Annotated in this window: 14 protein-coding genes; 11 read left to right on the top strand and 3 right to left on the bottom strand. The window is 68.9% G+C overall.

Annotated features, from left to right (window positions below; genetic code table 11):
• The first annotated feature begins 18 nt into the window (after positions 1–18).
• Genes AC07XP_RS07045 through AC07XP_RS07030 form a run of 4 tightly spaced genes read left to right on the top strand, consistent with a single transcriptional unit; the run spans position 19 to position 2424 of the window.
• A complete protein-coding gene (locus tag AC07XP_RS07045; protein WP_369646839.1) occupies positions 19–834 on the top strand; it encodes a DUF3106 domain-containing protein in 816 nt (271 codons plus the stop codon).
• A gap of 12 nt (positions 835–846) precedes the next feature.
• A complete protein-coding gene (locus tag AC07XP_RS07040) occupies positions 847–1407 on the top strand; it encodes an RDD family protein (RefSeq protein ID WP_495264208.1) in 561 nt (186 codons plus the stop codon).
• The gene (locus AC07XP_RS07035; protein ID WP_062481435.1) at positions 1404–1802 is read left to right on the top strand and encodes a diacylglycerol kinase; all 399 of its coding nucleotides are present in this window, start codon (positions 1404–1406) and stop codon (positions 1800–1802) included. Before AC07XP_RS07040 ends, AC07XP_RS07035 begins: the two co-directional genes overlap by 4 nt.
• Before the next feature lie 31 nt (positions 1803–1833).
• Complete coding sequence (locus tag AC07XP_RS07030) at positions 1834–2424, top strand: LOG family protein (protein WP_495264207.1); 591 nt, start codon at positions 1834–1836, stop codon at positions 2422–2424.
• A 132-nt stretch (positions 2425–2556) separates the two neighbouring features.
• Here the strand turns inward: AC07XP_RS07030 and AC07XP_RS07025 are convergent, their stop codons facing one another.
• Both AC07XP_RS07025 and AC07XP_RS07020 read right to left on the bottom strand, forming a co-directional pair.
• Positions 2557–2895, bottom strand: a complete 339-nt coding sequence (locus AC07XP_RS07025) for a P-II family nitrogen regulator (protein ID WP_056580191.1) — start codon at positions 2893–2895, stop codon at positions 2557–2559.
• Positions 2892–4589 carry an NAD+ synthase gene (locus tag AC07XP_RS07020; RefSeq protein ID WP_492676825.1) on the bottom strand — a complete coding sequence of 566 codons (1698 nt, stop codon included), beginning with the start codon at positions 4587–4589 and terminating at the stop codon, positions 2892–2894. The genes AC07XP_RS07025 and AC07XP_RS07020 overlap by 4 nt, the downstream gene beginning before the upstream one ends.
• A 19-nt stretch (positions 4590–4608) precedes the next feature.
• On the opposite strand from AC07XP_RS07020, the gene AC07XP_RS07015 reads away from it, so the two are divergent.
• Both AC07XP_RS07015 and AC07XP_RS07010 read left to right on the top strand, forming a co-directional pair.
• A complete protein-coding gene (locus tag AC07XP_RS07015; RefSeq protein WP_495264206.1) occupies positions 4609–5769 on the top strand; it encodes a GNAT family N-acetyltransferase in 1161 nt (386 codons plus the stop codon).
• A gap of 77 nt (positions 5770–5846) precedes the next feature.
• Positions 5847–6599, top strand: coding sequence for a hypothetical protein (locus AC07XP_RS07010; protein WP_447744682.1), 753 nt, complete (start codon positions 5847–5849; stop codon positions 6597–6599).
• Positions 6600–6640: 41 nt separating this feature from the next.
• Here AC07XP_RS07010 and ppa read toward each other — a convergent pair whose 3' ends face one another.
• Positions 6641–7168 (bottom strand): inorganic diphosphatase, encoded by a 528-nt coding sequence (gene ppa / locus AC07XP_RS07005; protein ID WP_007834256.1) that lies wholly within the window; start codon positions 7166–7168, stop codon positions 6641–6643.
• Positions 7169–7422: 254 nt separating this feature from the next.
• On the opposite strand from ppa, the gene AC07XP_RS07000 reads away from it, so the two are divergent.
• The 5 genes from AC07XP_RS07000 to AC07XP_RS06980 all read left to right on the top strand — a co-directional run bounded on the left by AC07XP_RS07000 (position 7423) and on the right by AC07XP_RS06980 (position 13545).
• Positions 7423–9939: a sodium-translocating pyrophosphatase gene (locus AC07XP_RS07000; RefSeq protein WP_495264205.1), complete on the top strand. Its 2517-nt coding sequence runs from the start codon at positions 7423–7425 to the stop codon at positions 9937–9939.
• A gap of 1 nt (position 9940) precedes the next feature.
• Complete coding sequence (locus AC07XP_RS06995) at positions 9941–10309, top strand: nuclear transport factor 2 family protein (RefSeq protein ID WP_062481424.1); 369 nt, start codon at positions 9941–9943, stop codon at positions 10307–10309.
• Between the two features lie 73 nt (positions 10310–10382).
• Complete coding sequence (locus tag AC07XP_RS06990) at positions 10383–11114, top strand: MerR family transcriptional regulator (protein ID WP_495264204.1); 732 nt, start codon at positions 10383–10385, stop codon at positions 11112–11114.
• Between the two features lie 5 nt (positions 11115–11119).
• The gene (locus tag AC07XP_RS06985; RefSeq protein WP_495264203.1) at positions 11120–12556 is read left to right on the top strand and encodes a TolC family protein; all 1437 of its coding nucleotides are present in this window, start codon (positions 11120–11122) and stop codon (positions 12554–12556) included.
• Positions 12557–12558: 2 nt separating this feature from the next.
• Entirely contained in the window at positions 12559–13545 is a 987-nt protein-coding gene (locus AC07XP_RS06980; RefSeq protein ID WP_495264202.1) for an HlyD family secretion protein, read from the top strand.
• Positions 13546–13556: the final 11 nt, after the last annotated feature.

Here is a 13556-nt window from a genome sequence, read left to right as displayed (position 1 = left end):
GCGAAAGCCCTGCTTCCGTTGCGCCCGCTCCCGGCGGGCGCCGTCGTTTGGGCGGGTGCGCTGGCAGCCGCTGCCTTCGGCCTGACGCTGGCCGATGCACAGACGCTGCCCGAAACCGCCAAGCCCGCCACGCACGCCGCAGCCACCAATGGCGCGGCAAGCCCCAAGGCCGTTGCCACGACCAAGCCCCTGTGGAACGAACTGAGCAATGAGCAGCAGCACGCCCTGAAGCCGCTGGCTTCGCACTGGAACACGCTGAACGCCGGCCAGAAGCGCAAGTGGCTGGCCTTGTCGCGCAACTACGCGAACATGCCCGCCGACGACCAGGTCACGCTGCACAGCCGCATGATCGAATGGGCGGCGCTGAGCAACCAGCAGCGCGCCCAGGCCCGCCTGAATTTCGCCGAGGTCAAGCGCGTGCCTGCCGACGAGCGCAAGCTCAAGTGGGAGCAGTACCAGGCGCTGAGCGAAGAAGAAAAACGCAAGCTCGCCGAGAGTGCCCCGCCCAAGCCCCGCGGCGCCGCCTTGCCGGTTCGCCCGGTCTCGTCGCAAAAACTCGTGCCTGTGCCGGCCGTCACACCGCCCGGACAGCACACGCCCCGCATCGTGCCGGCCACACCCCCCACGCCCGTGCTGCCGCCGTCAGCCATCGTGGTGAGTTCGCCGGCGACGCCGCCTGCCGCCGTGGAACGCCCTGCCATGCCGGCCAGCACCGTCGTCGCTCCAGCGGCGTCGGCACCGAGCAGCCTCACGCCGCCACCGGTGCCCGCCGAAGCCCAGGTGCCAGCGCCGTCCGCGGCCACGGCGCCTGCGGCCTCGTCCTCCGCCCCCTGACCGAAGGTTTCGATGGTTTCCAGTTCGCCCGAGGCCTCGGGACCCGGCCAATCGGCCTCGCCCTCTTTATCCACCCCCAACGCTCCCGCGGTGCCTGGCCTGTGGCGGCGCATGGCCTGCTGGCTCTATGAGGGCATGCTGCTGTTCGCGGTCGTTTTCGTGTCCGGCTGGCTGTTCAGCACGCTGGGCCAGATGCGCGACGCCATGGACGAACGGCGGCACCTGCTGCAGGCCTTCCTCTTCGTGGTGTTCGGCGTCTACTTCGTCTGGTTCTGGGCCAAGGGCCAGACGCTGGCCATGAAGACCTGGAACATCCGCATCGTCGACCGCCACGGCCGGCCCGTCAGCCAGGGCCGCGCACTGGCGCGCTACCTGCTGAGCTGGGTCTGGTTCCTGCCGCCGCTGGCCGCCATCGCCCCGTTCAAGCTGTCGGGCGGCGAGTCGACCGTCCTGATCTTCGGCTGGGTCGCCATCTGGGCGCTGCTGGCCCGTTTTCACCCCGAGCGCCAGTTCTGGCACGACGCCTGGGCCGGTACGCGGCTCATCACCTCCAAGCCGATGAGCCGCCAATGAGTGCCCTGCCCGACCCCGCCGTGAACCCGCAGAAGGCCCGCAAGGGCTTCGAGCGCGTCTGGCATGCCACCCTGATCTCGCTGCACGGCCTGCGCGCCGGCTGGAGCGAGCCGGCATTCCGCCAGGAAGCCATCCTGTCGATGCTGATGATCCCGGCCGCCTTCTGGCTCGGGCGCAGTTGGGTCGAGGTGGCGCTGCTCGCCGGCAGCGCCATCCTGGTGATGATCGTGGAGCTGCTCAACACGGCGGTGGAAGCCGCCATCGACCGCATCGGCCCCGAATGGCACGACCTCTCCAAGCGTGCGAAGGACATGGGCAGCGCCGCCGTCCTGCTGTCGCTCACGCTGTGCGGCGGCATCTGGGCCGCGGCCCTGTGGCAACGCTTCGTGTCATGAGCGGGTCCGCCGCCTGCGGCATGATCGCAGGATGACCCCTGAATTTTCGATTTGCGTGTATTGCGGCTCGCGCCCCGGCGAGCGCCCCGAGTTTTCCCAGGCCGCCCAGGCCGTGGGCCAGTGGATCGGCAGCCACGATGGCCAGCTCGTCTACGGCGGCGGCCGCACCGGCCTGATGGGCACGGTGGCCGAGGCCACCCGCCAAGCCGGCGGCCGCGTCGTCGGCATCATCCCCAAGGCCCTGGTCGACAAGGAACTGGCCAACCCCCTGTGCGACGAGCTGCACGTCGTCGACACCATGCACGAGCGCAAGGCCATGATGGGCGAGCGCGCCGACGCCTTCCTCGCGATGGCGGGCGGCATCGGCACCTTTGAAGAACTGTTCGAGATCTGGACCTGGCGCCAGCTCGGCTACCACGACAAGCCGACCGGCATCCTCAACACCGCCGGCTACTACGACGGCCTGCTGGGCTTCCTGGCGCACAGCGTGCGCGAGGGTTTCATGGGCGAATGGCAGATGGACCTGGTGCGCACCGGCACCGACGTGCCTGAGCTGCTGACCGCGCTGCGCGCCGAAGTCCCCCTGCACCCCCGCGACGACAAGCTCTCAGAAAACCTCTGACCCGAAAACCCCAAGAGCCTCGGGGTTCCATTCCAGCGAACACCGCGGAACCGGCTTTGCCGGGCCGCAGGTGTTGCCCCCGGTAGGGGGTTGGCGAAGCGACACGAAGTGCGCGAAGCCTGGGGGCGAGCTCTAGACTGCGTTTTCGTTTTCTTCGCCGGTGCGGATGCGCACGATGCGCTCCACCTCGGTCACGAAGATCTTGCCGTCGCCGATCTTGCCGGTGCGCGCCGAGCTCACGATGGCCTCGATGCAGCGCTCCACGTCGCTCTCGTTGACGACCACTTCGACCTTCATCTTGGGCAGGAAGTCGACCACGTACTCGGCGCCGCGGTACAGCTCGGTGTGGCCCTTCTGGCGGCCGAAGCCCTTGACCTCGGTCACCGTGAGGCCGGTGACACCCACCTCGGCGAGGGCTTCGCGCACGTCCTCGAGCTTGAAGGGTTTGACGATGGCGGTGATCTGCTTCATGGTTTTTGTGCTCCGGCGGTTTCGTTGAACTTGCTGGTGATAGGGTAACGCCAATCCTTGCCGAAGCTTCGGTGGGTGACCCGGATGCCTACGGGCGCCTGGCGCCGCTTGTATTCGTTGATCCTGATGAGCCGCGCAACCCGCTCGACCACCGCGCGGTCGTAGCCCGCGGCAATGATCTCGTCGATGCCTTCATCGTCCTGCATGTAGCGTGCCAGGATGCCGTCCAGCACGTCATACGGCGGCAGGCTGTCCTGGTCGGTCTGGTCGGGGCGCAACTCGGCGCTCGGGGGCCGCGTGATGATGCGCTCGGGAATCGGCGCCGCCCCGGTGCCGTAGGGGTCGTGGGCATTGCGCCAGCGCGCCAGCGCGAACACCGTGGTCTTGAGCAGGTCCTTGATGACCGCGAAGCCGCCCGCCATGTCGCCGTAGAGCGTGCAGTAGCCGGTGGCCATCTCGCTCTTGTTGCCGGTGGTCAGCACGATGGCGCCGAACTTGTTCGACAGCCCCATGAGCAGCGTGCCGCGGATGCGGGCCTGGATGTTCTCCTCGGCCGTGTCTTCCGGCCGGCCCGCGAACTCCCCGGCCAGCGCGGCCTTGAAGGACTCGAAGGTGTGCTTGATCGAAATCTCGTCATAGCGCACGCCCAGCCGGCCGGCCATGTCGCGCGCGTCGATCCAGCTGATGTCGGCCGTGTAGGGCGACGGCATCATCACCGCGCGGACCTTGTCCTTGCCCAGCGCGTCCACCGCGATCGCGAGCACCAGCGCCGAGTCGATGCCGCCCGACAGCCCCAGGATCGCGCCCGGAAAACCGTTCTTGCCGATGTAGTCGCGCACGCCGAGCACCAGCGCGTCCCACAGCTGCGCCTCGGCGTCGCGCGGCGCGGCGATGGCCGACGGGTCGGCCACGACGGCGACGCCGCCCTGCGCCCCGCGCGCGAGCTCCATGAAGACCAGCCGTTCGCGAAAGCTCTCGGCCTGCGCGGCCAGCGCGCCGTCGGCCTGCAGCGCGAACGAGGCACCGTCGAACACCACCTCGTCCTGCCCGCCCACCAGATGTGCGTAGACCAGCGGCAGGCCCACGGCGCGTGCGCGGTCGGCCATGCGCGCCACGCGTTCGCCTTCCTTGCCCACGTGGTACGGCGATGCGTTGATCACCGCCAGCACCTCGGCACCGCCGGCGCGCGCCAGCTCGGCCGGCGCGTCGAACCAGGCGTCCTCGCAGATCAGCAGGCCCACCGACACGCCGCCCGCCTCGAACACGCAGGTGCCCTGCCCCGGCGTGAAGTAGCGGCGCTCGTCGAACACCTGGTAGTTCGGCAGCTCGCGCTTGGCGTAGGTTTCGAGGATGCGGCCTTCCTTGAGGACGCTGGCCGCGTTGTGACGCAGCTGCACGGCCACAGATCGGCTGCGCAGGCTGCCGCCGCTGGGATGCCCCACCACCACGACCATGTCTTTGAGGTCGGCCAGCGCGGCGGCAATGCCTTTCACGGCATCATCACAGGCTTCGGTGAAGGCAGGACGGAGGAACAGGTCCTCCGCCGCATAGCCGGCAATCGAGAGTTCGGGTGTCAGCAGAAGGCGCGCGCCTTGCGCGTAGGCCTCGCGTGCGGCGCCGACGATCTTCTGCGCATTGCCGACGAGGTCGCCCACCACAAAATTGAGTTGCGCGATGGCGAGCTTGAGCGTCATACAGAAGGAAGAAAAAGGCTTGAACGATTATGTCATTCGGGTTCTGGCGTCGCCGTCGGACATCGACCCGCAAGCCTGGAACGCCCTGCTCGCCGCGCAGCCCGAGCCCTCGCCCTTCATGCGCCACGAATACCTCGCGGCGATGCACGACAGCGGCAGCGCCTCGCCCGAGCGCGGATGGACACCGCAGTTCGTCACGCTGTGGCGCGGCGAGGTGCTCGAAGCCGCCTGCGCGCTCTACCTCAAGGACCATTCCTATGGCGAGTACGTGTTCGACTGGGCCTGGGCCAACGCCTACGAACAGCACGGGCTGGCCTACTACCCGAAGGCCGTGGTGGCGGCGCCCTTCACGCCCGTGCCGGGCGCCCGGCTGCTGGCACGCGACGCGCAAAGCCGCACGCTGCTGGTGCAAGCGCTGGTGGCCGTCTGCAAGGAACAGGAACTTTCGTCCTTGCATCTGCTGTTCGGCGCCGACGCCGACATCGCCGCGTGCACCGAAGCCGGGCTCATGCTGCGCCACACGGTGCAATTTCATTGGACGAACACGCAACCCGGCTACACCGACTTCGACACCTTCCTCGCCAGCCTCTCGCACGACAAGCGCAAGAAGATCCGCCAAGAGCGCCGCAAGGTCGCCGAGGCCGGCATCAGCTTCCGCTGGTCGCGCGGCACCGACATTGCCGCCGCCGACTGGGATTTCTTCTACCGCTGCTACGAACGCACCTACCGCGAGCACGGCAACCCGCCCTACCTCACGCGCGATTTCTTCCAGCGCATGGCCGACACGCTGCCCGAGGCGTGGCTGCTGTTCGTGGCGGAGCGCGACGGGCGCCCCATCGCGACCAGCCTGATCGCGCTCTCCACCGATGAAGCCCAGCCGCTGGTGGCCTACGGCCGCTACTGGGGCGCGCTGGAGCGCGTCGACTGCCTGCACTTCGAGGCCTGCTACTACCAGCCCATCGCCTGGTGCATCGCGCACGGCGCGGTGCGTTTCGAAGGCGGCGCGCAGGGCGAGCACAAGATGGCCCGCGCGCTGATGCCGGTGCGCACCACCAGCGCCCACTGGCTCGCGCACCCATCGTTCGCCGATGCGGTCGAGCGCTTTCTCGAGCGCGAAGGTGCCGGCATCGAGAACTACATGGACCACCTCGGCGAGCGCAGCCCGTTCAAGGCGACCTGATCGGCGCGGGAGCGCCGGGGGCTGCTATAAAGCCGCCCGGCACTCAAACAACCATACACAACACACAGGGAGCACCGATGCCATTCGTCGGACTGGGACTGCACATCCTCATCGCGCTGTACTTCGCCGTGCATGCCATGCGCCACGGCAAGCAGATGTACTGGCTCATCATCCTCTTCAGCTTTCCGCTGCTCGGCAGCATCGTGTACTTCGTGGTCGAGTACCTGCCGGCCTCGCGCATGCAGCGCACCGCGGGCAAGGTGGCGAACGCGGCCATCGGCTTCATCGACCCCGAGCGCGAGTACCGCGCCGCCGCCGAGGCTTACGACCTCGCGCCCACGGCGCAGAACAAACTGCGCCTGGCCAAGGCTGCGCTGGACCGCGGCCAGGCGGCCGACGCCGTCGGGCACTACCGCGACGCGCTGAAAGGCCCCTTCGCCTCCGACCCCGAGCTGCAGTTCGGCCTGGCCAGCGCACTGGTCGCCGAAGGCAGCCCGGCCTCGGCCCGCGAAGCCTCGCAGGCGCTGCAGAGCCTGCGCGCCACGCGCGACGACTACCGCAAGGACGAGGTCGCCGTGCTGAACGCCCGCGCGCTGGCCGCCGAGGGCCGCACGCCCGAAGCGCGCGAAGCCTTCGAGGCTGCGCTGAGCAGCTACAACACGGTGGAAACGCGCGCCCGCTACATCGCGTGGCTGGCGCAGCAAGGCGACACCGCCGGTGCGCAGCGCCATTGGAACGAGCTGCAGCAGGCGGCGCGCCACTGGAACGCGCATGCGCGAGGCGTCAACCGCGAGTGGATGCGGCTGGCCGGGGATGCGGTCCGGGGCTGACGGCCCGGAGCCTCCAGGCCGTTTCTTTCAAGCGAAAGAAATTACTTCTTGTACGCGGCGATGCCGTCGAGAACTTCCTTCTTGGCGGCGTCGATGCCTTCCCAGCCCAGCACCTTGACCCACTTGCCGGCTTCCAGGTCCTTGTAGTGCTCGAAGAAGTGGCTGATGGCCTTCAGGCGCATCGGGTTCACGTCGTCGACCGACTTCCAGTGGCTGTAGATCGGCAGCACCTTGTCGGTGGGCACGGCCAGCACCTTGCCGTCGACGCCGGCTTCGTCTTCCATCATCAGGATGCCCAGGGGGCGGCAGGGCACGACCACGCCCGGCAGCAGCGGGTACGGGGCGATCACCAGCACGTCGACCGGGTCGCCGTCGCCCGACAGGGTCTGCGGCACGTAGCCGTAGTTGGCGGGGTAGTACATGGCCGTCGTCATGAAGCGGTCCACGAAGATCGCGCCCGATTCCTTGTCGACTTCGTACTTGATCGGGTCGGCGTTCATCGGGATTTCGATCACGACATTGAAGGCGTCGGGGACGTTCTTGCCGGGGGAGACTTTGTCGAAGGACATGACGTTTTTCGAGTAGTTGAAAAGTATGAGACGGATGGGGACAAACCCGGAGTTTACTTTCCGTGTCACGGGCCGGTCGCACGCGTGTGTGTTTTTGCCTGTAAATTGCAAGCGTTGGCCAATCGGCTCCGCACCTTCGGTGCAGCGAGCTTCGAGGAAGCAACGCGGCGGAGAACATGGTCCCGTACGCGTTGCGCGCAGGGCCCAGGCTGTCCGTCTCCACAAGTCACAACGAACGAATGGAGAAGCAAAGCATGAGCGGCAACACCCCCCTGATTCTTGCCATCGTCTGCGGCCTGGTGGCAGTGGGCTACGGTTTCTGGGCCCGAAGTTGGATTCTCGCCAAGGACCCGGGCAACGCCCGGATGCAGGAAATCGCCGCGGCCATCCAGGCCGGCGCCTCGGCCTACCTCGCCAAGCAGTACACCACCATCGCGGTGGTGGGCGTGGTGCTCGCGGTGCTCATCGCCCTCTTCCTCGACCTGACCACGGCCGTCGGCTTCGTGGTCGGCGCGGTGCTCTCGGGCGCCTGCGGCTTCATCGGCATGAACGTGTCGGTGCGCGCCAACGTGCGCACCGCGCAAGCCGCGACCAAGGGCATCGGCCCGGCGCTCGACGTGGCATTTCGCGGCGGCGCCATCACCGGCATGCTGGTGGTGGGCCTGGGCCTCTTGGGCGTGACGGGCTTCTACTGGTTCCTGGCCGGCAGTGCGCCGAAGGCGGACCACAGCTTGGCGGCCATCCTCAATCCGCTGATCGGCTTTGCCTTCGGCTCCTCGCTGATCTCGATCTTCGCGCGCCTGGGCGGCGGCATCTTCACCAAGGGCGCCGACGTCGGCGCCGACCTGGTGGGCAAGGTCGAAGCCGGAATTCCGGAAGACGACCCGCGCAACCCGGCGGTGATCGCCGACAACGTGGGCGACAACGTCGGCGACTGCGCCGGCATGGCGGCCGACCTGTTCGAGACCTACGCGGTGACGCTCATCGCCACCATGGTGCTGGGCGCGCTGATGGTCACGGCGGCCCCGCTGGACGCGGTGCTGTACCCGCTGGCGCTGGGCGGCGTGTCGATCATCGCGTCGATCATCGGCTGCTTCTTCGTGAAGGCCTCGCCGGGCATGGTCAACGTGATGCCAGCGCTCTACAAGGGGCTGGCGGTGGCGGGCATCCTGTCGCTGATCGCGTTCTGGTTCGTCACGAGCTGGATCATTCCGGACAACGCCATTGCCGCCAGCGGCAGCCAGTTGAAGCTGTTCGGCGCCTGCTTCGTGGGCCTGGCGCTCACGGCCGCGCTGGTGTGGGTCACCGAGTACTACACCGGCACGCAGTACAAGCCCGTGCAGCACATCGCGCAGGCCTCGACCACCGGCCATGGCACCAACATCATCGCGGGCCTGGGCGTGTCGATGCGCTCCACCGCCTGGCCGGTGATCTTCGTGTGCATCGCGATCCTGGCCTCCTACGCCCTCGCGGGCCTGTACGGCATCGCGGTGGCCGCGACGTCGATGCTGAGCATGGCCGGCATCGTGGTGGCGCTGGACGCCTACGGCCCCATCACCGACAACGCCGGCGGCATCGCCGAGATGAGCGAGCTGCCCGCCAGCGTGCGCGACATCACCGACCCGCTGGACGCGGTGGGCAACACCACCAAGGCCGTGACCAAGGGCTACGCCATCGGCTCGGCCGGCCTGGCTTCGCTGGTGCTCTTTGCCGACTACACCCACAAGCTGGAGAGCTTCGGGCTGAACATCAGCTTCAACCTGAGCGACCCGATGGTGATCGTGGGCCTGTTCATCGGCGGCCTGATCCCCTACCTCTTCGGCGCGATGGCCATGGAGGCCGTGGGCCGCGCGGCCGGTGCGGTGGTGGAAGAAGTGCGCCGCCAGTTCCGCGAGATCCCCGGCATCATGGAAGGCACCGGCAAGCCCGAGTACGGCAAGGCTGTGGGCATGCTGACCGGCGCGGCCATCAAGGAAATGATGATCCCCTCGCTGCTGCCGGTGGTGGTGCCGATCCTGGTCGGCCTGCTGCTCGGACCGAAGGCGCTCGGCGGCCTGCTGATGGGCACGATCGTCACCGGCCTGTTCGTCGCCATCAGCATGTGCACGGGCGGCGGCGCCTGGGACAACGCCAAGAAGTACATCGAAGACGGCCACCACGGCGGCAAGGGCTCCGAGGCGCACAAGGCGGCCGTCACCGGCGACACCGTGGGTGACCCCTACAAGGACACGGCCGGCCCGGCGGTGAACCCGCTGATCAAGATCATCAACATCGTGGCGCTGCTGATCGTGCCGCTGGTGGTCAAGTTCCACGCCGGCGATGCGGCAGCGGCCGTGCCGACCAAGGTTGAGACGCCGCCTGCTGCCACCGCTCCCGCCGCGATGGCGCCGGCGGCCACGCCGGCCGCCACCCTCGCCTCGGCGGCCGTCGGGGCCACCGAAGCCGCCGCCGTGAAGGTCGAGAACGGCATCGTGAAGTTCTACTTCGCGAGCGCCAGCGCCGAGGTCGCACCCAATGCCAAGGAGGCGCTGTCCGATGTCATCAAGGCCGTGCAGAGCGGCAGCACCGTGCTGGTGAGCGGCTACCACGACGCCAGCGGCGACGCGGCCAAGAACGCCGAGCTGGCCAAGCAGCGCGCCATGGCCGTGCGCGACGCCATCAAGGCGGCGGGCGCCCCCGAAGACAAGATCGAACTCGCCAAGCCCGAGCAGTCGCAGGCCGACGGGCCGGCCTCGGAAGCGCGCCGCGTCGAAGTGAAAGTGAAGTCCTGACATGCCCACGCCCGCCCGGCTCGAAGCCTTCATTGCCGCCGTCGAAGGCGGCGCGCATGCCCAGGTCATCGAAGATTTCTACACCGAAGACGCCACCATGCGCGAGAACCAGGCCGAGCCGCGGCGCGGGCGCAGCACGCTCGTTGCACAGGAAAGCGCCGTGCTCGCGCGCACCGAGTCGGTGGCGTCGACCTGCGTGCGGCCGGTGCTGGTGAACGGCGACCATGTCGGGATCCACTGGATCTTCGAGTTCACGTTCAAAGGCGGCGGGCGCATGCGCATGGAAGAGATCGCCTGGCAGCGCTGGGACGGCGAGCGCATCGCCGAAGAACAGTTCTTCTACGACCCGGCGCAGCGCAAGCCGGGCTGAGGATGCCCCGCCTGGACCGCGCGATCCGGGCTGGTTTTATGCAACATTTTCGATGTAACATTGAAACTGTCACATGAACGCATCCACCGCCACACCCGATTCCACGGCCCCGCAGGACCTCTCCATCGAGGCCCTGGCGGCGCGCACGGGCGTCACGGTGCGCAACATCCGCGCCTACACCACGGGTGGCCTGCTGCCGCCACCGCGGCTGCAGGGCCGGCTCGGCCTGTACGGCTCTGACCACATCCAGCGCCTGGCGCTGATCCGCGAACTGCGCGAACAGGGCTTCGGCATCGAGGCGATCCGCCGCATCTTCACGCGCGCCCCGGCCTCCACCTGGCCCGACCTGCTGGCCGTGGCGCGCTCGGTGTCAGGCAGCCTGTTCGCCGAAGAAACGCCCGTGGTGGTGTCGGCCCAGGCGCTGGCCACCAAGTGGCAGGGCCAAATGACACCCGCCCTGCTCGGCCGCGCCACCCGCGCCGGCCTCATGCGCGAGCTGCCCGACGGCCAGGTGCAGGTGCTGAGCCCGGCGCTGGGCCAGGTCGCCGAACAGCTGGCCGCGCTGGGCCTGCCGCTCGAAGCGGTGATCGGCATGCAGGAAACCATGGTGCGCACGCTGCGCACCGTGGCGCGGCGCTGGCTGCGCACGCTGGCCGACAGCCTGCTTTCCGGCGACACCCTCGATGCCGGCCGTGCCGCACAGCTGCTCGAGAAAGCACGGCCGTTGGCCACCGGGGCGGTGCAGGCCGCCTTTCCCGTGATCCTGCAGCAGGAGCTCGACGCCCTGCTGCACAAGACCGCCTGATGCCGATGACACGACCTCGCCTCGCCCTTCTTCTGTCCCTGCTGCTGTTGCCGACCCTCATCGGCGGCGCGGCTTTCGCGCAGCAGCAGGCCCGCGGCGACACCACCTCCACGCTGGCGCTGAGCTTCGACGCCGCGCGCCAGCGCATGGTCGAGCGCTCCGACAAGCTGGCCGCCGCGCGCATCGCCGTCGAGGCCAAGGAACTGCAGAGCGAGGGCGTCAAGCGCCTGGGCGGGCCGGTGGTCAGCATCTCGGGGCTGGCCTATGCGTACAACGCGAACCTGAACCTCGACCTCGACCCGCTCAACCAGAAGCTCGGCCAGATCGGTTCGTCGCTGCCGTCGTCGATCCAGAGCTTCGTCTCGCGCGTGCCGATTCCGCAGCTGCCCAACAGCTACACGCTGAACCGCCACGACACCGGCGCCAACGCCTCGGTGTCGGCCGTGTGGCCGATCTACCTGGGCGGCGCGACCGACGCGGTGCGCGGCTTCGTCTCGGCGCAGGCACGCGAAGCCCAGGCCGACGCCGAACAGGCGGGCCATGAGGTCGACACGCTGCTGGTGCAGCGCTACTTCGGCGCCCAGCTCGCGCAGCGCGCCGCCACGCTGCGCCTGCAGGCCGAGCGCACCATTGCCCAGCACGACGCGGCGGCGCAGAAGATGCTCGCGGCCGGCGTCATTTCCCGCGTCGAGCGGCTGCAGGCCAGCGCCGCGTATGAAGAAGCACGCCGCAACGCCCGCAAGGCCGAGAACGACGCGGCACTGGCGGGCGTGGCCCTGGCGCGCACGGTGCGCGCCGAAGGCAGCGTCACGCCGCAGACGCCGCTGTTTCTCATCAGCGCGCCGATCGAACCGCTCGGCCACTTCATCGATGCGGCGCTCATGCGGCATCCGGGCCTGGGCAAGGTCGCGGCCAAGAAGGCACAGGCCGAGCAGCTGCACGAGGGCGAAGAGGCCCTGCGCCGCCCGCAGGTGATCGCCTTCGGCACGCGCGAAATCAAGAGCGGCAACGCCGACTGGGTGGCCGGCCTCGGCGTGCGCTGGACGCTGTACGACTCGGTCGACCGCAACGCGCTGTCGGCCGCCTCGCACAAGCAGGTCGAACAGGCCGAGCGCACCGACCTGCAGGCGCGCAGCGACATCTCGCTGCTGGTCGAACGCAATTGGCGCGCGCTGGACAACGCGCGCCGCCAGTACCTCGAGATGAAGGTCTCGGTCGAGCTTGCACAGGAGGTGGTCAAGCTGCGCACCGCCGGGCTGCGCGAAGGCACCAGCACCACGCTCGACCTGATCGACGCCGAGACCAACCAGGCCAAGGTGCTGACCGAACGCGCGCAGGCCGCCAACGACTACGTGCAGGCGCTCGCGCAGCTGCTCGAGAGCGCGGGCCTGTCCGAGACTTTTTCCGACTACATCGCGCGCGCCGACGTGAAGGTGAACTGACCATGATGAGTGCCAAGACCCGCCGACTGATCGCCATCGCCGCCGCACTGCTCGTGCTGGTGCTGCTCGTCTGGGGCTTCTGGCGCGCCGCGCAGCCGGCGCCCGAGGTGTTCCAGGGCCAGATGGAAGCGCGCGAGACCGATGTGGCCGGCAAGGTCACGGCCCGCATCGCCGAAGTGGCGGTGAAGGAAGGCGACCGCATCCAGGCCGGCGCCCTGCTGGTGCGCATGGACAGCCCCGAGGTGCGCGCCAAGCTGGCGCAGGCCACCGCCGCCGAGCAGGCCGCGCAGGCCGTGGCCGACAAGGCGCAGAACGGCGCCCGCCCGCAGGAGATCGAAATGGCGCGCATGCAGTGGCAGCGCGCCGAAACCGCTGCCCAACTCGCGCAGACGTCGTTCCGCCGTGTCGACGGCCTGGCACGCGACGGCCTCGTGGCCGACCAGAAGCGCGACGAGGCCGAAGCCAACTGGAAGGCCTCGCGCGACGCCGCCGTGGCGGCCAAGGCACAGTACGACATGGCGCGCACCGGCGCCCGCCCCGAGGACAAGGCCGCCGCCAACGCGCAGGCGCGGCAGGTGGCCGGCGTGGTCGCCGAGGTGGAAGCCGCCAAGGCCGAGACCGAGCTGCGCAGCCCGGTCGGCGGCGAAGTGGCCAAGGTGCTCGCCAAGGTCGGCGAACTCTCGCCGCAGGGCGTGGCCGTGGTCACGGTGGTCGACCTGAACGACCAGTGGGTGGTGCTCAACGTGCGCGAAGACCGGCTGGCCCGCTTCGCGCTCGACAAGGAATTCGACGCCCGCCTGCCCGCCCTGCCCGAGGACCGGCGCACCGCCCGCTTCAAGGTCTACTACAGCGGCGTGCTGCCCGACTTCGCCACCTGGCGCGCCACGCGCGGCGGCGCGGGCTTCGACGTGCGCACCTTCGAGGTCCGCGCCCGGCCGCTCAAGCCGATCGAAGGCGCGCGCCCCGGCATGAGCGTTCTGGTCGACTGACGCCGCACCCG

Source organism: Variovorax sp. GW531-E2, from assembly GCF_059423125.1.
The sequence above is the reverse complement of the archived record's forward strand: the minus strand, read 5'-3'. Positions and strand labels throughout refer to the sequence as shown.

What these genes read in the sequence shown, in the direction of transcription:
- AC07XP_RS07040 (WP_495264208.1), top strand. Translation starts at nt 847, where the DNA reads ATGGTTTCCAGTTCGCCCGAGGCCTCGGGACCCGGCCAATCGGCCTCG.
- AC07XP_RS07035 (WP_062481435.1), top strand. Translation starts at nt 1,404, where the DNA reads ATGAGTGCCCTGCCCGACCCCGCCGTGAACCCGCAGAAGGCCCGCAAG.
- AC07XP_RS07030 (WP_495264207.1), top strand. Translation starts at nt 1,834, where the DNA reads ATGACCCCTGAATTTTCGATTTGCGTGTATTGCGGCTCGCGCCCCGGC.
- AC07XP_RS07025 (WP_056580191.1), bottom strand. Translation starts at nt 2,895, where the DNA reads ATGAAGCAGATCACCGCCATCGTCAAACCCTTCAAGCTCGAGGACGTG.
- AC07XP_RS07020 (WP_492676825.1), bottom strand. Translation starts at nt 4,589, where the DNA reads ATGACGCTCAAGCTCGCCATCGCGCAACTCAATTTTGTGGTGGGCGAC.
- AC07XP_RS07010 (WP_447744682.1), top strand. Translation starts at nt 5,847, where the DNA reads ATGCCATTCGTCGGACTGGGACTGCACATCCTCATCGCGCTGTACTTC.
- ppa (WP_007834256.1), bottom strand. Translation starts at nt 7,168, where the DNA reads ATGTCCTTCGACAAAGTCTCCCCCGGCAAGAACGTCCCCGACGCCTTC.
- AC07XP_RS07000 (WP_495264205.1), top strand. Translation starts at nt 7,423, where the DNA reads ATGAGCGGCAACACCCCCCTGATTCTTGCCATCGTCTGCGGCCTGGTG.
- AC07XP_RS06995 (WP_062481424.1), top strand. Translation starts at nt 9,941, where the DNA reads ATGCCCACGCCCGCCCGGCTCGAAGCCTTCATTGCCGCCGTCGAAGGC.
- AC07XP_RS06990 (WP_495264204.1), top strand. Translation starts at nt 10,383, where the DNA reads ATGAACGCATCCACCGCCACACCCGATTCCACGGCCCCGCAGGACCTC.
- AC07XP_RS06985 (WP_495264203.1), top strand. Translation starts at nt 11,120, where the DNA reads ATGACACGACCTCGCCTCGCCCTTCTTCTGTCCCTGCTGCTGTTGCCG.
- AC07XP_RS06980 (WP_495264202.1), top strand. Translation starts at nt 12,559, where the DNA reads ATGATGAGTGCCAAGACCCGCCGACTGATCGCCATCGCCGCCGCACTG.